Source organism: Ruegeria sp. YTSA135, assembly GCF_059610165.1.
Map to the genome: position 1 here is coordinate 66,691 of NZ_JBXWNC010000011.1, position 19,207 is coordinate 85,897.

Here is a 19,207-nt window from a genome sequence, read left to right on the forward strand (position 1 = left end):
CTGAAATAAAACACTCTACGCGTCTTTCTCTTTTTTCACCTGCAATCTGATACGAAATTCTTGCCGTTCCGTAACCAGCACATCATAAGGCCGACAGGTTATTCGATCAACAAATCACAGGAACGGAGCATTTTTGTGACCCATGACGCCCTTATCCCCCTTATCCGACGTCTGGCTTTGGAGGCTGGCGACAAGATCATGGAGATTTATGAGGCTGATGATTTCGACGTCAAAGTGAAATCCGATGCCAGCCCCGTGACCGAAGCGGATGAGGCCGCAGATGCCCTGATCTCAGCGGGTCTGCGCGCGGCATTCCCCGACATTCTGCTGGTGACTGAAGAGCAAGCCGCCTCGCATACAAAAAAGGGGGATAGGTTCCTGATCGTTGACCCGTTGGACGGCACCAAGGAGTTCATCAACCGTCGCGGTGATTTCACGGTGAACATTGCGCTGGTTGAACACGGCGTTCCAACCCGCGGCGTCGTTTATGCCCCAGCCCGGGGGCGCATGTTCTATACCTTGCCAGATGGCCAGTCGGTTGAAGAAACCGGCACGCTGGATAAGGCCAAAGCTGGGGATATCCGGCCAATTTCAGTCTCTAATCCGGACAATTCGGCGTTGATGATTGTCGCATCAAAGTCACACCGGGATCAGGCGACCGAAGATTACATCAACAAGTACCAGGTACAGGACAGTAAAAGCGCGGGCTCGTCCCTGAAATTCTGTCTTGTTGCTACTGGCGAAGCCGATCTGTACCCCCGCGTCGGCCGAACGATGGAGTGGGACACGGCCGCAGGTCATGCCGTATTGAGCGGAGCGGGCGGCAAGGTCGTGCGCTTTGATGACCATACACCGCTGACCTACGGCAAGGACGGCTATGCAAACCCGTTCTTTATCGCTTACGCTCCAGGCGTTGACCTGAAAGAAGCCTGATGTCCGTTCTGATCGCAATCCCCGCCCGGTATGCCTCGACCCGTTATCCAGGTAAGCCCCTTGTGCCGCTAACCGGTGCCAATGGCACCACCATGACGCTGATTGAAAGATCGTGGCGGGCGGCTTGCTCGGTCTCAGGTGTCGACAAGGTGGTCGTCGCCACTGATGACGGCCGCATTCGCGAAGTGGCCGAAGGCTTTGGTGCCGAAGTCGTGATGACTTCTGAAAGCTGCCAGAATGGCACCGAGCGCTGTGCCGAAACGCATGATGCGTTGGGCGCGGGATACGACATTGTCGTGAATCTGCAAGGGGACGCGCCGCTGACGCCGCATTGGTTTGTCGAAAACCTGATCGCTGGTCTGCAAGCCGCACCTCAGGCCGAGGTGGCCACGCCCGTGTTGCGGTGCGACGGCGACGCGCTGAACAGCCTGCTAAACGATCGCAAACATGGGCGTGTCGGTGGCACCACTGCGGTTTTTGCCGCTGACCACAGCGCCCTGTATTTCTCAAAAGAGGTCGTTCCCTACACCGCTGAATCCTACGGGGGCGCTGAGCCGACGCCGGTGTTTCACCATGTTGGTGTCTACGCCTATCGTCCCGATGCGTTGGCCGCCTACCCCACATGGCCGGTTGGCCCGCTTGAGCAACTGGAAAGGTTGGAACAACTGCGATTTATGGAGAACGGCCGCAAGGTTCTGTGCGTTGAAGTCGAAGCCAGAGGGCACCAGTTCTGGGAGTTGAATAACCCGCAAGACGTTCCCAAGCTTGAGGAAATGATGGCGGCGATGGGGGTGGATTGATACCATGTCCCGCACCCCATACGCGCCTGACGAACTAATTACGTGCAATGTGTTTCTTCTGGAAGGCTAGATGACCAATATCCTTGTCACCGGCGGGGCCGGATATATCGGCTCTCATGCCTGCAAGGCACTGGCGCAATCGGGGTATACGCCGGTGACCTACGACAACCTGGTAACTGGATGGCAGGATGCGGTTAAATTTGGACCGTTCGAACAGGGTGATCTGCTGGATCGCGCCAGGTTGGACGAGGTTTTTGCCAAGTACCAGCCCGCCGCCGTCATGCATTTTGCCGCCCTCAGCCAAGTGGGTGAGGCAATGTCCCAACCCGGAAAATACTGGACAAACAACGTTACCGGCTCACTTTCCTTGATCGAAGCTGCCGTGGCTGCGGGGTGTTTGAACTTTGTATTCTCATCGACCTGCGCAACCTATGGTGAGCATGACAACGTCGTGCTGGACGAAGACACGCCGCAACTGCCGCTCAACGCTTACGGAGCCTCGAAACGCGCGATCGAGGATATCCTGCGCGATTTCGAGGCCGCGCATGGTCTGAACCACGTGATCTTTCGCTATTTCAACGTGGCCGGGGCCGATCCGGATGGCGAGGTCGGAGAGTTCCACCGCCCCGAAACCCATCTGGTGCCGCTGATGCTGGACGCAATCGATGGGAAGCGTGACGGGCTGACCGTGTTCGGCACCGACTACGATACGCCTGACGGCACCTGCATCCGCGACTATGTGCATGTCTGCGATCTGGTTGATGCGCATTTACTGGGGCTGAAGTGGCTTGAAGACAAAAAAGCCAGTCGAGTATTCAACCTTGGCACCGGCACCGGGTTCTCGGTGATGGACGTGATCAGCCATTCCAAGGCCGTTACCAACCGCAAGGTGCCGTACTCCATCGGGCCACGGCGCGCGGGGGATTGCACCAAACTGGTGTCAGGTTCGCTCCGCGCGGGCAAAGAGCTGGGCTGGACACCAAAAAGATCAACGTTAGAGACCATGATTAGCGATGCATGGCGCTGGCATCAAACCGGCAACTACGAAAAGTGAGCCGCATGTGACGGGTTACGCAACCGACAACCTTCCACACATCAGTTGGGTGCAGAAGTACCGGTTGCGCCTGAAAAGACGGCGGTTACTCTGGCGGTCTTTTCGCAGCTGCCGCCAACTGAAATGCCTAAAAGACCAAACCACGCGGATCAAGCAGGGCGACGTTCTGGCCTTCACGACCCTGCGTAATGAAATCACGCGGCTTCCGTGGTTCTTTCGCCACTATCGCGCGCTGGGGGTGGATCACTTTCTGGTTGTGGACAACGGCAGTGACGATGGTTGTGTCGAGTTTCTGCTGGAACAGCCTGATGTTTCGCTTTGGCAAACGCCTGCCAGCTATCGCGCCGCGCGATACGGGCTTGATTGGCTGACCTGGTTGCAAATGCGCTATGGGCACGGCCACTGGACCCTGATGGTGGATGCAGATGAGCTGCTGATCTATCCCGATCATGACAAAAAACCCCTACGGGACCTAACCGCAGCTTTGGAGCGGCGCGGCCAGATGGCACTTGGTGCACTGATGCTGGACCTGTATCCCAAAGGCCCGCTTGGCGCTCAATCTTACGAACCCGGGACGGACCCGACGAAAGTTCTGCAATGGTTTGATTCCGGGCCCTACCGCGCGCAGCGGCAAAGCCCGATGGGAAACCTGTGGATACAGGGCGGAGTGCGAGAGCGCATGTTCTTTACCGAGCAGCCCCGCAAGTCGCCCACATTGAACAAGATACCACTGATCCGATGGTCGCGGCGCTATGCGTATGTGAACTCAACCCACTCGGCCCTGCCCCGGTATCTGAACGCGGCCTATGACGGGCCGGGCACCGACACCCCTTCGGGCGTTCTGCTGCACACGAAATTTTTGCCCGAAGTGGTCGCGAAGTCAGGGTCTGAGAAAACACGGCGTCAGCACTTTCACGATCCCGACCAGTTCGAGGCGTATTATGATGCCATTTGCAGCAGCCCTGACATGTGGACACCGCAGTCAGTGCGTTATGCAGGGTGGTCGCAGCTTCAGCGCATCGGGTTGATGGGGAAAGTGCGCTGAAAAGCTGCATATGCAACGAACGGCCTTAAAAAAGTTGCTTTGAAACACGCAAAGATGTCATAAAACGGTAATGTCCCGGCACCACTCTGGATCGTCCAGCCCCCGGGCATGCTCGCGTAAACAAAAAAGGCTGAGCAGACGCGTGAGCCTGTTGGATTCATACCGAATGAGATTGCGGCGCAAGCGCCGTCTTGTGCGCTGCCTGCTGAAACGGCACCAGTTGCAGCCGATCTCTGACAAGACGTCTGATATCCAACGCGGCGACATATTGTTGATGAGCGTGCTTCGGAACGAGAAAATCCGTCTGCCCTATTTTCTGGAATACTACCGCAAGCTGGGCGTTGATCATTTCCTGTTCGTTGATAACGACAGCGCGGACGGCTCGGGCGACTACCTTGCCAGCCAGCCTGATACCTCGGTGTGGCGCGCAAAGGCCAGTTACAAAAAGGCATCGTTTGGTCTGGATTGGTCGAATTGCTTGCTGCGGGAATATGCGCACGGGCATTGGGTTCTGACGGTCGACCCGGATGAATTCTTCATCTACCCGTTTTGCGACACCCGCCCGGTCCGGGCCTTGACCGATTGGCTGGACAGCTGTGCGGTGCGCAGTTTTGGCACCATGTTGATCGACATGTACCCACAAGGGCCGGTGGACCAACACCCCTATAGCGAAGGGCAAGACCCGTTTGAAATTGCGCGCTGGTTCGATGCGGGCAATTACATGATCACCAAGAATCCAGATTATAAGAACCTGTGGATTCAGGGCGGACCACGTGCGCGGGTGTTTTTCCGCGATAACCCCGGCAAGGCACCGGCGCTGAACAAAATCCCTCTGGTCAAGTGGGATCGGCGCTATGTCTATGTCAGCTCGACCCATTCGCTGCTGCCGCGCGGATTGAACCAGGTCTATGACGAATGGGGGGGCGAAAAAACCAGCGGTGCGCTGCTGCACGCAAAGCTGATCAGCACGTTAAGTGAGAAAGCCCGTGAAGAGATGCAGCGGGGTCAACACTATCGCCGCTCGGGCGAATACCGCGCCTATGCCGAAGGGCTGGATGAGAAACCGGTATTCTGGTGTGATCAGTCCGAGAAATACATCAACTGGCGGCAGCTTGAGATCCTCGGCCTTATGTCCAAGGGGAACTGGGCATGAGCAGGCTGGGAATTGTCATGTTGGTTCACACGGCCCTGCACCGGGCCGAGCAAGCGGCGCGTCACTGGACGGCATCGGGTTGTCCCGTGGTGATCCATGTGGATGGCAAAGTACCCGAGCGCGTCTTCTCCGAGTTCGCAGCCCAGTGCGCCGATGATCCGTTGATCCGGTTTTCCGAGCGTCATATCTGCGAATGGGGGCGCTGGGGGATTGTCGCGGCCTCACAAACTGCGGCGGAAATGATGCTGGATACGTTCCCAGAGGTGCACCACGTCTATCTGTCTTCAGGTGCGTGTCTGCCGTTACGACCAGTACAGGAATTGGCTGATTATCTTTCGGATCGGCCACGGGTAGATTTCATAGAAAGCGCCACAACCGCTGATGTCAGTTGGACGATCGGCGGGCTGGACCAGGAACGATTCACCCTCAGGTTTCCGTTTTCATGGCGCAAGCACCGAAAATTATTCGACATTCACGTTAAGCTGCAGCGCGCGCTTGGCATGCGCCGCAAGATTCCCGAGGGTCTGATGCCGCATATGGGCAGCCAGTGGTGGTGCCTGACGCGACAGACCTTGTCAGCCATCTTGCAAGACCCGAAACGGCAGATCTATGATCGCTATTTCCGGCATGTCTGGATCCCGGATGAGAGTTATTTCCAAACTTTGGCGCGCCTTTACTCGACCCATATCGAAAGCCGCTCGCTAACACTGTCGAAGTTCGACTATCAGGGAAGACCCCATATTTTTTACGACGACCATCTACAGCTTTTGCGCCGGTCAGATTGCTTCGTGGCCAGAAAGATTTGGCCCCAGGCCGATCGCTTATACCAGGCCTTCCTAACCGATCAGAACGGTGCCATGCGACCAACCGAACCCAATCCAAGCAAGATCGACCGAGTGTTTTCCAAGGCGGTCGAACGGCGAACCCGCGGACGCGACGGGCTTTACATGCAAAGCCGCTTTCCCCGCCACGGAAGCGAGAACGGGCTGACATCGTTCCCGTACTCGGTGTTTCAGGGCTTTACTGAACTGTTCGAAGACTTTGAACCCTGGCTGGCCGAGGCCACGGGCGCACGGGTGCACGGACATCTGTTCGACCCCGAACGGGTCGAATTCTCGGGCGGGGCCAAGATTGTGAACGGCGCGCTCAGCAATTGCGCCGTGCTACGCGACTATAATCCTACGGCCTTTGTCTCGAATCTTATCTGGAACACGCGGGGCGAGCGGCAGTGTTTTCAGTTTGGTCCCCGAGACACCCAAAAGATCAACTGGTTTCTGGCACGGGACAAGAATGCACAGATTTCAGTTATTACCGGGGCTTGGGCGATTCCGCTGTTCCGGTCGACCATGAACTTCGCCGATATCCGTTGCGAAGCCGCGCGCCTGCAACAGATCGAGACCAAGCAGCTTGAGGTTTTAAGCTCGGTCTGGACCAAGGCACGGGTTCGAACCTGGACACTGGCAGAGTTCGTCGAGTCCCCGATGGAACCCATGCAGAGCGTGATCGAAGAGATTGGCACCCCGCGCCCCACTCATCTGACCGAGGCGCCGAAAATGGTGGATCTGTCCGGTTTTGGGAAATTCCTGCAAAACCTCAAGAACCAGGGAATGCACCCCTATCTGATGGGGGATTTCCCGACCGATGACGTGTTCGGTGCGCAGGTTCGGCCGTTCAAGAAACCCTATCTGGTGCAATAGCCCGCCATGTCGCCGAGGTTCGACTATTTCATCATCCTTGCGGCCATGCGCACCGGGTCCAACCTGCTAGAGTTCAACCTGAATGCACTGGATGGCGTCACCTGCCACGGAGAGGCATTCAACCCGCATTTCATTGGTCGGCTTAAATCAGAAAACCTGCTGGGTGTAACGCTGGAGGACCGCGACGCGGACCCGATGAAGCTGGTGCGCGCGATCAAGGATGCTCCGGGTATGCTGAACGGCTTTCGGTTCTTTCAGGGGCACGACTCCCGAGTGTTAGAGTCTGTTCTGACCGACCCGCGATGTGCCAAGATCATTCTGACGCGCAATCCACTGGACAGTTATATCTCGTTGAAAATCGCGCGGGAAACCAAGCAATGGCAGCTCAAGAACATCAAACGCCGCCGCGAGGCGAAGGTTGAATTCGACGCACAGGAGTTTCAGGCATATCTGGATCAGCAGCAAGCATTTCAGGCGCAACTTCTAAATGCCCTCCAGAGGACCGGACAAAGCGGGTATTACATTACTTATGACGACCTGACTGACCTGGATGTTCTGAACGGTCTGGCGAATTGGCTGGGTGTTTCGGCGCGGCTGTCAGCGATTGACGACACGATCAAGCCGCAGAATCCCGAACCGCCCCTAGCCAAAGTCGCCAATCCCGAGGAAACCGAACGCGCCCTCACCCGGATCGACAGTTTCAACCTGTTTCGCACACCAAATTTCGAACCCCGGCAGGGGCCAGACGTCAGCAATTACGTTGCGGCCTTTGATACCCTGTTGATGTACATGCCGCTGCGTGGTGGGCTTGCGCAGCCGGTTATTCAATGGCTGGCCGATCTTGACGAGGTCAACATTGACAGCCTGATCAGCAATCAAAGCCAGAAGGAAATGCAGCAATGGTTGCTGGCCAATCGCGGCCATCGGAAGTTTACCGTGCTGCAGCACCCTTTGGCACGGGCACATTTCGCTTTTTGTTCGAATGTCCTCAGCACTAGGCCGGGAACGGATCTTCAGCGGCGCAACCAACTGCGCAACCGTTTCAAAATCCCGATCCCCGGCCAGATTCGCGACGGGAACTATCCGGTAGATCAACATTACGAGGCATTCGCGGCCTTCCTTGCCTTTCTGCGGCACAACCTGGCCGGTCAGACACCTGTGCCGGTGGATGCGATGTGGTGCAGCCAGGCTCAGGCGCTTGCTGGGATGGCCTCTTTCGCGTTGCCTGACCTGATCCTACGCGAGGATGAGATCGCGACCGCCCTGCCGGATCTGGCTCGACGCATGGGGCATGAGAACCCACCAGAACCCAACCCTGTTGCAGCGGATGTTCCGTTCATGCTGGCGGATATTTATGACGACAAGTTAGAGGCGCTGGCGACCGAGGCCTACCAGCGCGACTACATGCAATTCGGGTTCGAAGATTGGAAGCCGATTACGCGCGCAGCGTGATCAAAGTGCCTTCACTGACCATCGCATAAATCTCTTCAATCTCATCGTTCTTGACGGCGATGCAACCCGCAGTCCAGTCCGGTGTTTTTCTTGCACGTTTCAGTTCCGACCGCTTTTCTGGCTGGCCGTGAATGAAAATATCACCACCCGGATCAACGCCGGCGGCTTCGGCCTGTGCGATATCTTCTGAGTTTGGATACGAAATACCCAGCGACAGGTGATAGCGGCTGTTGGGGTTGCGACGGTCGATCAAATAGCTGCCTTCAGGTGTGCGCCCATCGCCGCGCCGGGTTTTGGTGCCGGTCGGCGCAAAGCCAAGATCGACCTTGTATTCCGTTAGAACACTTTCATTGTGCAGAAGATACAGCTTCCGCGCGCCCTTGTTTATGACCAACGAAGTCACCTGCGGGCCATCATAAGTCAGAAATCTCGGGCCAGCCGAGGCACAGGCCGAAAGACCCAAAGTTGCCATAGCGCCCATTCCAAATGCTCGACGATCCATGTTTCACTGCCTGCTCATTTTTTTCGGCATTATGCCAGAATCGCGAAAAACATAAAATCACTTTTTGGCGTTCTGCTGCTCGGTCAGGCGACGTTCGATGCTTTCCAGCCGTTCCAGCACTTCATCACGATAGGCGTCGGTTTTCACTTCATCCTCAGCATGGTGCGCATCTTGCATCGAGTTCACGATCAGACCAACCAACAGGTTCACCACCGCAAAGGTCGTAACCATGATAAAAGGCACAAAGAAGATCCAGGCATAGGGATAGACCTCCATCACTGGGCGTACGATTCCCATGGACCAGCTTTCCAGCGTCATGATCTGGAACAAGGTGTAGGCTGACAGACCCAGATCACCGAACCAACCGGGAAACGACGCCGAGAACAGCTTGGTAGAGATCACCGCGCCAATATAGAACAGGATTGCCATCAGAAGGAATACGCTGGCCATACCCGGCAAGGCCGAGATGAAGCCTTCGACCACGCGACGCAGGCGCGGCGCGACCGAGATAACACGAAGAACCCGCAAGATCCGCAGCGCCCGCAGAACCGACAGCCCGCCCGCGGTTGGAACCAAGGCAATGCCAACGACAACAAAATCGAAAATATTCCAGCCGTTGGTGAAGAACCGCCGTCCGGTGGCAACAAGCTTCATGGTGATTTCAGCCACGAAGATCGCAAGGCAGATTCGGTCCAACGTCAAAATCAGTGGCCCGGCAGCCCCCATCAGCGTTGTCGACGTTTCCATCCCTAACAAGACGGCGTTAAAGATGATGACTGTGGTAATGAACCGGCTAAAATTGGGACTATCAATGACCTTCAGCAGGCGCTGATTAAATCCCATTGTGGCTCTCTCCTGTCTGGTCATGATGCGCGTTTGTGTATGAATCGTGCTGCAAGTTCAGTATGTGATGACCATCGAAATTGGTCGACCACCTGCACCCATTCAAGGGTGTAGCCTGCGTGAGTCAGCATTTTTGCGTCCCGCGCAAAGGTCGCGGGGTTGCACGAGACGTATGCGATCACGGGTCGCTGCGCCTGCGCAAGTTCCGCAACCTGCGCTTCGGCACCCGCGCGGGGCGGGTCGATGACCACAGCGTCAAAGGACGTCAACTCATCGGGCATCAGCGGGCGGCGAAAAAGATCGCGTGCCTCAACTGAGACACGCTTCAATCCCTGAGTGCGACGCCAACCCTGATCCAAGGCATTTGTCATCGCGGCTTCGCCTTCCACGGCATGCACCTCGGCTGTCTGGGCAAGGGGCAACGCAAACGTGCCACTTCCTGCGAACAGATCTACCACGCGACGAGCGCCCTGTGTCGCTTGCAAAATAGCCTGTAACAGAGCCTGTTCGCCGTCTTTTGTGGCTTGCAGAAACGCACCGGGTGGCGGGACGACCGCGACCGTGCCAAATCGCTGTACCGGGGGTTGGCGCATTGCAATCACCTCGCCATCCCAGCTAAGCCGCGCCAGCCCGTGTTTCTCGGTCGCTTGTGCCAAAGCCAATTCCAATGGGCCATCCAAAGGTTTGCCACCTTTGACAGCGACATCCAGCCCGCCTTCGGACAAGGTCAGTGTCACGGCCAACAGGCCCTTGCGGCTGCCCCCCAGAACGGCCAGTGCTTCGGCTACTGGAATGGCGGCAATCAGGGCCAGGTCCAGCAGGTGACAATCGGTTATTTCGGTGATCGTGTCCGAAGCGCGGCCGTGGAACCCGGCAAGTGTACCCTTTTTGGTCCGCCTGACAGCGATCGTTGCGCGGCGGCGGGATCTTGGAGGAGAGGTGTGGATCGGGCGCACGTCTGCCTGTAATCCTTGCGCGGCCAGCGCATTTCGCACCACCTCGACCTTCCAGTTGGCAACAAACGCATCTGATGCATGCTGCAACTGGCACCCCCCGCAGGTTTTGTAATGGCGACACGGTGCTTTGACCCGTTGATCCGATGGCGTTTCAACCCGAATATTGGTCAGGTATTGCCCTACCAACGTGCCGCTGACCACCTCACCCGGTAGGGTGCGTGGCGCATAAACGGGACCTTCGGCAATGCCGTCGCCCTGATGGCCCAGTCGGGTTATCGTGAATTGCTGCGTCATAGGATGCCTGATAGCGGGGCTTAACCCCCAGCGAAACCCCGTTGCGCGCTTGGCGCTTTATTCGGCGGCTTCGGCCTGGATAAAACCACCAGATTGGCGATGCCAGAACCGGGCGTACAGTCCGCCTTTGTCCAGCAACGCGTCGTGGGTTCCTGTCTCTGCGATCCGGCCCTGATCCAGAACAATGATCCGATCCATCTCGCTTAGCGTAGACAAGCGATGGGCAATCGCCAGAACGGTCTTGCCTTGCATGACACGATGCAACGCCGTCTGAATTGAGGCCTCAACCTCTGAATCCAGTGCCGACGTCGCCTCATCCAGCACCAATATCGGAGAATCCTTCAGAATTGCGCGGGCCAATGCAATTCGCTGCCGCTGACCACCGCTGAGCTTTACGCCGCGTTCGCCCAAATGCGCGTCATAGCCCTTGCGGTCCCGGGCATCCTGAAGGCTTAGGATAAAGTCATGCGCTTCCGCCTTTCTTGCAGCGGCTATCATCTCTTCCTCGGATGCGTCGGGGCGGCCATACAAGATGTTCTCGCGCGCAGAACGGTTGAACATCGCCGTTTCCTGCGTAACCATCCCGATATGACGGCGCAAACTGTCCTGCGTCACTTGCGAGATATCCTGCCCATCAATACGAATGGTGCCTTCTTCCCCGTCATAAAGCCTGAGAAGCAGCGAAACCAAGGTGGACTTGCCAGCCCCTGATGCCCCGACGATGCCCAGCTTTTCGCCCGGATGCACGGTCATGGTGATATCGGATACACCCCCTATGTCGCGACCGTATGAGAAGCTGACATTGTCGAAATCAATCTGCCCTTCCTCCACGGTCAGCGCGGTTGCACCGGCCACATCTTCGACCCGGTCGGGTTTTGAAAGCGTCTTCATGCCGTTTTCGATCTCGCCAACATTGGCGTAAAGCCCCATCAACGTGAAGCTGACCCATCCGGTCATCTGTGCGATTCGGATCGAAACCGCACCTGCAGCGACGATATCCCCCGCGGTTGCGCCGCCGCTCTGCCACAACAGCAGCGTCGCGCCTAGCAGCAGAACGGGCAAAACCCCGGCCAGTACCATCAGGATAAAACGGAAACTCGCCGACAGGGCGCCAAAGGCCAGCATCTTTTCACGTAGGTCGATCATCGAGTTGCGGGCGGCCTGATCTTCGAAATCGGAGTGCGCGAACAGTTTGACGGTTTTGATATTGGTAATCGTATCGACCACCTGCCCTGATACCATTGCTCGCGCTCCGGCCCGAGCGGCCGAACGCACGCGAATACGTGGCAGGTACCAGCGGATCAACAGAAAATAGACAATCATCCAGGCAACGAAAGGCAGCATCACCAGCGGATGTATAGAGCCTAACAAAAGCAATGAACCCACAAGCGACGCCAATGCAAAGACAATTGCGCTGATCGTTTCCGACACGACCGAAGCCAGCGCGTTCGAGGTTTGCATTTGTTTCTGCGCAATCCTCCCGGCGAAATCGTCATCGAAGTAGGTCACCGACTGACCCAGCGTCCAACGGTTCAGCTTGGCTAGAACCAGCGGCGGGATATTCGGCATGACGATATAATTGTTCGTCACCGAAGACAGACCGAAAAGCGCGGGACGCAATAGCATAAAAAACGCCACCACGCCAAGGATCATCCACAAGTTCTGCGCACTCAGAAAGTTTTCGCGGCCGCTTTCCGTCGCAAGATCAATCACCTGGCCCAACATCCAAGCAGTCACGGCCTCCATCGCTCCGGCCATTGCCGAAAAACCGGCGGCAACAAAGATTATTGGCCACGCGCCGGACAGGCACCATTGAATAAACGCCCCCAGTGTTTGCGGCGGGGGCGTTTCTATGGTCCTGAACGGGTTGATCAGGTCGGCAACCTTCATTCCGCGGCCTCCGGGTTTAGGAAACCGCCTGACTGCCGCGCCCAGAACTGCGCATAAAACCCGCCTTGGGACAACAGCTCGGAATGCCCGCCCTGTTCAACGATCCGGCCGCCATCCATGACAAGAATCCGGTCCATTTGGGCAATGGTGCTGAGCCGGTGTGCAATGGCGATCACGGTTTTACCTTGCATCATTCCGTAAAGAGTTTCCTGAATCGACGCTTCGACCTCGGAATCTAGGGCGGATGTCGCTTCGTCCAACAACAAGATCGGCGCGTCCTTCAAGATAACCCGCGCCAGCGTTACCCGTTGCCGTTGACCACCGCTGAGTTTCACACCGCGCTCACCCACATGCGCGTCATAGCCGGAACGCCCCTGCGGATCTTGCAGATCAAGGATAAAATCATGCGCCTCAGCCTGTTTGGCAGCAGCGATCATTTGTTCCTCGGTGGCGTCCGGGCGACCGTACAGGATGTTGTCACGCACCGACCGGTGCAGCAAGGCGCTGTCTTGTTGAACCATGCCAATATGGCTGCGCAGACTGTCTTGCTTCACCCGCGCGATATTCTGATTGTCTATCAGGATCGCACCCTGTTCAACGTCGTAAAAACGCAAAAGCAGCTTAACGAGGGTCGATTTCCCAGCGCCCGACCGCCCGATCAACCCGATCTTTTCGCCGGGATGAATGGTCAGATTGATATGGTCCAGCCCGCCGGCTTTGCGGCCGTAGTGGTGCGACAATTCGCGAATATCGATCTGACCTTTGGTCAGTTTCAACGGTTTCGCATCCGGTTCGTCCAAAAGATCAATGGGCTGTGCAATCGTCTCCATCCCTTCGGCCACGACACCAAGCTGACGGAAGAAACTGGTGAGCGCCCACATGATCCAGCCGGTCATTGCGTTCAGCCGCAGGGTCAGGGCGGTTGCGGCGGCAACAACGCCTACAGACGCACTGCCCTGCATCCACAAGGCAATCGCCCAACCCACAACGCCTACGATCAGTAAACCGTTCAACGTAACCAGAACCGAATCCATGATGGTGAAGATCCGCATCTCGATCTGGAAGGTCCGGCGGGTTTCTTCGATGGCTTCGCGGGCATAGTCCAGCTCTTGCGCATCATGGGCAAACATCTTGACCGAATGGATGTTGGTATAGCTGTCCACCACCCGCCCCGTCACGGCCGAGCGTGCATCTGACGCGGCCTGAGAGGCCGGACCAACCCTGGCCACCGTCCAGCGCACCAAGAGCGCATATAGCGCAAACCAAATCAGCAAAGGTAACAGCAGACGGGGATCAGCCGCCATCAGCAGGATCGCGGCGCCCAGAAGGTAAGCCAGCGAAAAAGAAATGGCGTCAAAAACCTGAAACACGGCTTCACCCGCAGCGGGCGGGGTTTGCATGATCCGGTTGGCGATACGACCTGCGAAGTCATTTTCGAACCAACCGACGGATTGCCGCAACACGTGCTTATGCGCGCGCCACCGGATCAGCGTACCAAAATTTGGCAGGATCGTATTGTTCAACAACAGAACGTCGATCACATGCAGCATCGGGCGCAAAAGCAACACGAAGATGGCCACCAGGATCAGTTCGGTACCATGGGCTTGCCAGACCTCGGCAGGCGGGCCGGACAGCAGATCAACGACGCGCCCCATGTAGTAGATCAGCCCGACTTCGACTGCCGCGACGAGGACCGAGATCAGCGCAGCCCAAAAGAACACCCGCTTGAACGGGCGGGAATAGTCCAACATGAACGGCCACAAGCGCGTGGGCGGTGTGTCGGTTTCCTTGTAGGCAACAAAAGGATCAACGAGGTTTTCGAAATAGCGAAACATGGAGAGTGCTCCGGTTGAGCAGAAATTAGGTCATGCGAACAAAGATGGTGCCTGAACACCACCCCTACGGGTCAAGGTGTTCCAGCTTTAGCCGAACCAGATCCCGTAATACATTCGCACCCCTCCACTCCAATAATGGGCGCACGTAATCACAACAAAGTTGATTTGTCACCCCTTTTGGGACGTGTTTTCAGCTGCTCAGAAGGTCTTCGCGCGTCAGGGCGAAGCCCGAGGCGATCCAGCGGGCCTCAAGCTCGGCCAGCTTTTTGCCCAGGGCCGGGCCGGTGAAATCAGGGATCAGGTCAGCGGCCCTGATGGGAAATTCGGCAGCAGCCCCTAAGTTCAGGGCGTTTCGCAAGTCATCAGTCCAGGCTTGTTCCAAAAACGCGCACCGCAATAAGGTTTCGTGCAACCCGCCCTCAGCGCCATACCGGAACCCAAGTTCGGCAACACTCGCGCTGCCGGATGCCTCATGACGCATGCGGGTCAACCGCTGCAACTGCGCTTTGCTGAGGCGCAAGGTCTTGGCGATTTCAGGCGCAACAAGAGCGGCCAGGCGGCGGATCGGTTCTGGTTCAGCCCCGGCCTGCTGTTCCAGCGCGATCAAAGGGGCAAGGGCCTTGTCATCGGCCCCCGGCAACAATTGCGACAGAACACCGGTCTGACGCATCACAGCGACCGAGGGCGCAGGGTCATCCGCCGCCAGCAATTTCAACAACTCGGCCCCCACCCGTTCGCGGGACAGGCCAGCCAAGCCATCCAGATTAGCTGCAATTGCCGCCAAAGCGTCAGGATCAAACCCCGCTTCGGCATCCCCGTACCAGGCGTGGAACCGGAAATAGCGCAGGGAGCGCAAATAGTCTTCTCGAATACGGTTTTCGGCCGTTCCGATGAAACGCACACGCCGAGCTTGCAGGTCGGGCAACCCGTTCAAAGGGTCAAGGATGCTGCCATCGGGCTGCGCGTAGATCGCGTTCATGGTGAAGTCACGCCGTGCGGCGTCCTCCTCCACCCTGTTCGAAAAGGCCACGACAGCTCTGCGGCCATCCGTTTCGACATCGCGGCGAAAGGTCGTGATCTCATGCGGGTTGCCGCCGCTGACCACGGTAATGGTGCCGTGGTCGATACCGGTAGGAATAGCTTTGAGACCCGCAGCTCGCGCCAGTTTCATCACCTGCTCGGGCAACGCGTCTGTGGCGATGTCGATATCCGAAACCGGTGCACCCAACAGCGCGTTACGGACGCACCCCCCCACGAACAGCGCTTTCGCGTTGGCGTCCGTTAGCGCGGCACAAACCTTTTGTGTGGCTGGATCGGAAACCCAGGCCTCGGTAATCTGTGTCATTCACTCACCCGCGTGGCCAATCCCCGCAATATCCGAGCCGTCGCGCCCCAGATGTAATAGGGGCCGAACGGCACTGTGAAATAATATCGTTTCTTTCCACGCCAGCGGCGTGATTCAACAATATAATTCGCAGGGTCGAGCACATGTTCAAGCGGAACCGAAAATACCTCGTCTACTTCGCCCGGTTCGGGGATGGATTGGAACCGGTCGCGCAAGACTGCCACAACCGGCGTGACACAGAACGAGGTGACCGTTTCATGGGATGGAAGATGGCCCAATATTTCGGGCAGCTGTGCTGGCAGGCCGATTTCCTCCTGCGCTTCACGCAGGGCCGTGGCGGTGACATCCACGTCGCCCTCATCCTGCTTGCCGCCGGGAAAGGCGATCTGCCCCGGATGATGTTTCAAAGCGGATGAGCGTTTGGTCAGTATCAGCCGCGGCGTGCCCACTGCCAGTGTGATTGGAACCAAAACGCCCGCCGGGCGCAGCTTGCGTCCTTCTGGAAGGACGGTATCAGGGTTCAGGTCAAAATCGCTCGACCCAGGGCCGGGGCGACTCAGGGCCGCCCGCAGTCTTTCTATTGGATCAGGTGTTGTCCGCATCAAAGCCGACCGTGGCAGGATCCAACACATAATGAGCACCGCAGAACTGGCAATCAGCGGTCACTTTGCCATCAGATGTTGTCATCTTTTCGATGTCCTTGGCAGAATAAATTGACAGGCTTTGCCGCACGCGGTCTTCCGAACATGTACAACCGAATTGCACGGCCTGCGCATTATAAACCCGCGGCTGTTCCTCGTGAAACAGGCGGATCAACAGATCGGTCGGTGCAACTGACGGCCCGATCAGTTCAAGATCTTCGACCGTGTCCAGCAGGATATTGACGCGGCTCCAGTTTTCACTCTCCTCGCCGTCAACCAGATCGGCGGCGGTCAGAATGTCGCCAGAGCCTTCCCCAGACGCCGCAAAGGGCGAAGCCTTGGGCATGTGCTGCAACATAACGCCGCCTGCGCGCCAGTGCTCGTCCACGTCTGGCTCGATTGATTTACCGAAACTCAGCGAAAACCGCGTTGGCAGTTGCTCGGACTGCGCAAAATACGCCTCAGCGCAAGCGCTGACTGAATCACCAGCCAGTGGCGTAATGCCCTGATATGGCTGCGTACCTTTGCCCTGATCGATCATAATGGCGAAATACCCTTCACCAACCTGGTCAAACGCTGCGCCTTCCGTCAGTCGATCGCGGTCAAAACTGGCATAGGCGCGAATCCTCGCCGGTTCGCCCTCTTCCTTCGGAGCAAAGTAATCGGTTGCAATCATACGCACCGCGCCCTTTGACTGAACCTGCAACGACAGCTTCCAGCGCAACGAAACGGTTTGACCAATCAGCGCGGTCAGCAGGGCCATCTCAGCCACCAGCGCCTCGACGCTTTCGGGATAGTCATGCTGTTTGAGGATGCCGTCCAGCACACCGTCAAGACGCGCCACACGGCCGCGCATATCAGATACATCGAGTTGAAAGGGCAAGACGGTATCGTCCCACGCGATTTTGGCTCCAAGAGACATGGGGTTTCCTTACACGCCACAGGTTGGCATACCGGGACCATATAGGTCGAAGAGATTGGGTTTTAAGGGGCCATACATGATCAGGCGGTTCGGTGAAACCCCGGAAACGGGGCGTACATACACACGCAGACCTGGTGTTTATGCCCTTTTACCGCAAGGAAAAGACCTTTTGGTGACATGGTATGACGATGGTCTGAACCCAGAGTTGCAGTTACCAGGCGGCGGAATTGATTCCGGCGAATCCCCTATCACGGCGCTGCACCGCGAGGTTTACGAAGAAACCGGCTGGCTCATTGCGGCCCCGCGTCGGATCGGTGCATTTCGGCGTTTCACATACATGCCCGAATATGACCTGTGGGCCGAGAAAATCTGTATGATCTACAGCGCGCGTCCCGTGCGCAGAATTGGACCACCCGGCGAAACCTGCCACGAAGCGCTTTGGATCGAAACCACCGCTGCAGTCCAGATGCTGGGAAACGACGGGGATCGCTACTTTGCCAGCAAACATCTGAATCAGCTTTAGAGTCAGTTGTATTCGAAGAACACGGCCGATACGTCGTCATCCATACCACCCCCTGGCGCCATCTCCTGCGTCAAACGCCAGAACATGTCATCCAGAAATTCGCTACCGCTTCGACCGGGGGCACAATCAAGCGCCATTCGTCTTAGTCCGTCTTCATCAAGCAGACTACCGTCCGCCAGGCTGCACTCGGTAAAACCGTCTGAATAAAGCAGCAGTTTGTCGCCCGGTTGCAGATATGTCTCAACCTTTTGAAACGAGGCATCCGCCAGCAATCCAATTGGCAGCCCGCCCTGGCCTAAAAACTCGGTGCTGCCATCGCGGCGCAACACAAGCGGATGCGGATGTCCTGCCTGCACCATTTGTACAAGTCCGTTGCGCAGGTCGATGGTCGCATAAGCCATGGTGAAATACTCCTCGACGGCGGTGTCCGACATAAGGAGGGAATTGAGCTTTTCGGCCACCTGCTCCGGCGGAAGCAGGGCGTAGAATTTGTCGCCGTGCTTTTGCAATGCCACGTTCCGCTCAAAATGGTTACTGGAAAGGTACCCCCCTAGTCGCGCCGTCATCATCGCCGAGGTGATTCCGTGACCCGACACATCAATGCTGTAGAACCCCAGCCGGTTGGCCCCAGGCGAAAACATCCCAACCAGATCACCGCCAATATGGCCGCAGGGTTTGAGCAACATGCTGATTTTCGATTTACCAAACTCGCCGGTCAATTCAGGGACCAGCGATTCCTGCATTTTGCGGGCTTGGATCAGATCCTTGTCGATGGCGTCATGTGCCACGCGAAGGTTCTTCAGGGCGGATTCGATGATCCTGTTTTTCTCGGACAGTTCACGCTGCATATCCAGAATACGCGCCCCGGCCGAGATACGCGCGCGCAGCTCTTCGGCCCCAAGTGGTTTTATTAGAAAATCGTCTGCACCGGCATCCAGACCGCGCGCGACTTCTTGCTTTTCACTTTTTGACGTCAGAAGGATGAAATAGCTGTACTGATCATTGTCCAGCGCCCGGAACGCCCGGCAAAAATCCAGCCCACTCATCCCCGGCATAACCCAATCGCTGAGGACAAGATCCGGTGGATCATCGGCGCAGATTTCAATGGCTGCGTCACCGCTGTCGGCTTCAAGCACTTCAAAGCCCCACTTTTTCAACGAGGCCTTCAAAATCCGTCGTTGCAGACGGCTGTCGTCGACGACCAGCACCTTCTGGATCGCACCAAATTTCAACTCAACCCTCGCCTCTGCCTGTCTCCCTTCTGCCACCTGAAACCTCTGCGCTGTGACCCTTACGGAACTCCGCGACGCTAGCGCACGCGG

General features: G+C 57.1%; 17 protein-coding genes. 8 read left to right on the top strand and 9 right to left on the bottom strand.

All coding sequences use genetic code 11. The annotated features are described in order from the left end of the window. Positions 1-135: 135 nt before the first annotated feature. From cysQ to AC2FIT_RS15010, 7 genes are all read left to right on the top strand, one after another. Positions 136-933, top strand: coding sequence for a 3'(2'),5'-bisphosphate nucleotidase CysQ (gene cysQ, locus AC2FIT_RS14980; RefSeq protein ID WP_496830756.1), 798 nt, complete (start codon positions 136-138; stop codon positions 931-933). Further along, positions 933-1,733, top strand: coding sequence for a 3-deoxy-manno-octulosonate cytidylyltransferase (locus AC2FIT_RS14985; RefSeq protein ID WP_496830758.1), 801 nt, complete (start codon positions 933-935; stop codon positions 1,731-1,733). The genes cysQ and AC2FIT_RS14985 overlap by 1 nt, the downstream gene beginning before the upstream one ends. Before the next feature lie 70 nt (positions 1,734-1,803). Next, entirely contained in the window at positions 1,804-2,787 is a 984-nt protein-coding gene (gene galE, locus AC2FIT_RS14990; RefSeq protein WP_496830760.1) for a UDP-glucose 4-epimerase GalE, read from the top strand. 7 nt (positions 2,788-2,794) lie between these two features. Beyond that, positions 2,795-3,832, top strand: a complete 1,038-nt coding sequence (locus tag AC2FIT_RS14995; RefSeq protein ID WP_496830762.1) for a glycosyltransferase family 2 protein — start codon at positions 2,795-2,797, stop codon at positions 3,830-3,832. 166 nt (positions 3,833-3,998) lie between these two features. Then, entirely contained in the window at positions 3,999-4,985 is a 987-nt protein-coding gene (locus AC2FIT_RS15000; protein WP_496830764.1) for a glycosyltransferase family 2 protein, read from the top strand. Continuing rightward, positions 4,982-6,682, top strand: a complete 1,701-nt coding sequence (locus tag AC2FIT_RS15005) for a DUF5927 domain-containing protein (RefSeq protein WP_496830766.1) — start codon at positions 4,982-4,984, stop codon at positions 6,680-6,682. Before AC2FIT_RS15000 ends, AC2FIT_RS15005 begins: the two co-directional genes overlap by 4 nt. 6 nt (positions 6,683-6,688) lie before the next feature. Next, complete coding sequence (locus AC2FIT_RS15010; RefSeq protein WP_496830768.1) at positions 6,689-8,134, top strand: nodulation protein NodH; 1,446 nt, start codon at positions 6,689-6,691, stop codon at positions 8,132-8,134. On the opposite strand, the gene AC2FIT_RS15015 is transcribed toward AC2FIT_RS15010, so the two are convergent. The 8 genes from AC2FIT_RS15015 to hslO all read right to left on the bottom strand — a co-directional run bounded on the left by AC2FIT_RS15015 (position 8,118) and on the right by hslO (position 17,362). After that, positions 8,118-8,636, bottom strand: coding sequence for a L,D-transpeptidase family protein (locus AC2FIT_RS15015; RefSeq protein ID WP_068339780.1), 519 nt, complete (start codon positions 8,634-8,636; stop codon positions 8,118-8,120). The genes AC2FIT_RS15010 and AC2FIT_RS15015 overlap by 17 nt on opposite strands. 57 nt (positions 8,637-8,693) lie before the next feature. Next, the gene (locus tag AC2FIT_RS15020; RefSeq protein ID WP_496830770.1) at positions 8,694-9,479 is read right to left on the bottom strand and encodes an ion transporter; all 786 of its coding nucleotides are present in this window, start codon (positions 9,477-9,479) and stop codon (positions 8,694-8,696) included. Positions 9,480-9,499: 20 nt separating this feature from the next. Beyond that, positions 9,500-10,729: a class I SAM-dependent RNA methyltransferase gene (locus AC2FIT_RS15025; protein WP_496830772.1), complete on the bottom strand. Its 1,230-nt coding sequence runs from the start codon at positions 10,727-10,729 to the stop codon at positions 9,500-9,502. Positions 10,730-10,786: 57 nt separating this feature from the next. Further along, complete coding sequence (locus AC2FIT_RS15030) at positions 10,787-12,619, bottom strand: ABC transporter ATP-binding protein (RefSeq protein WP_496830774.1); 1,833 nt, start codon at positions 12,617-12,619, stop codon at positions 10,787-10,789. Then, positions 12,616-14,454 carry an ABC transporter ATP-binding protein gene (locus AC2FIT_RS15035; protein ID WP_496830776.1) on the bottom strand — a complete coding sequence of 613 codons (1,839 nt, stop codon included), beginning with the start codon at positions 14,452-14,454 and terminating at the stop codon, positions 12,616-12,618. Before AC2FIT_RS15035 ends, AC2FIT_RS15030 begins: the two co-directional genes overlap by 4 nt. A 190-nt stretch (positions 14,455-14,644) precedes the next feature. Then, positions 14,645-15,799, bottom strand: a complete 1,155-nt coding sequence (locus tag AC2FIT_RS15040) for a CCA tRNA nucleotidyltransferase (RefSeq protein WP_496830778.1) — start codon at positions 15,797-15,799, stop codon at positions 14,645-14,647. Beyond that, complete coding sequence (locus tag AC2FIT_RS15045) at positions 15,796-16,401, bottom strand: CoA pyrophosphatase (protein WP_496830780.1); 606 nt, start codon at positions 16,399-16,401, stop codon at positions 15,796-15,798. The genes AC2FIT_RS15040 and AC2FIT_RS15045 overlap by 4 nt, the downstream gene beginning before the upstream one ends. Then, on the bottom strand, positions 16,385-17,362 hold the full coding sequence (hslO, locus tag AC2FIT_RS15050; RefSeq protein WP_496830782.1) for an Hsp33 family molecular chaperone HslO: 978 nt from the start codon (positions 17,360-17,362) through the stop codon (positions 16,385-16,387). Before hslO ends, AC2FIT_RS15045 begins: the two co-directional genes overlap by 17 nt. A 76-nt stretch (positions 17,363-17,438) precedes the next feature. Between hslO and AC2FIT_RS15055 the strand changes: the two genes are divergently transcribed. Beyond that, positions 17,439-17,885, top strand: a complete 447-nt coding sequence (locus AC2FIT_RS15055; RefSeq protein ID WP_496830784.1) for an NUDIX domain-containing protein — start codon at positions 17,439-17,441, stop codon at positions 17,883-17,885. Positions 17,886-17,887: 2 nt separating this feature from the next. Here the strand turns inward: AC2FIT_RS15055 and AC2FIT_RS15060 are convergent, their stop codons facing one another. Next, positions 17,888-19,153, bottom strand: a complete 1,266-nt coding sequence (locus AC2FIT_RS15060; protein WP_496830786.1) for a PP2C family protein-serine/threonine phosphatase — start codon at positions 19,151-19,153, stop codon at positions 17,888-17,890. Positions 19,154-19,207 lie beyond the last annotated feature (54 nt).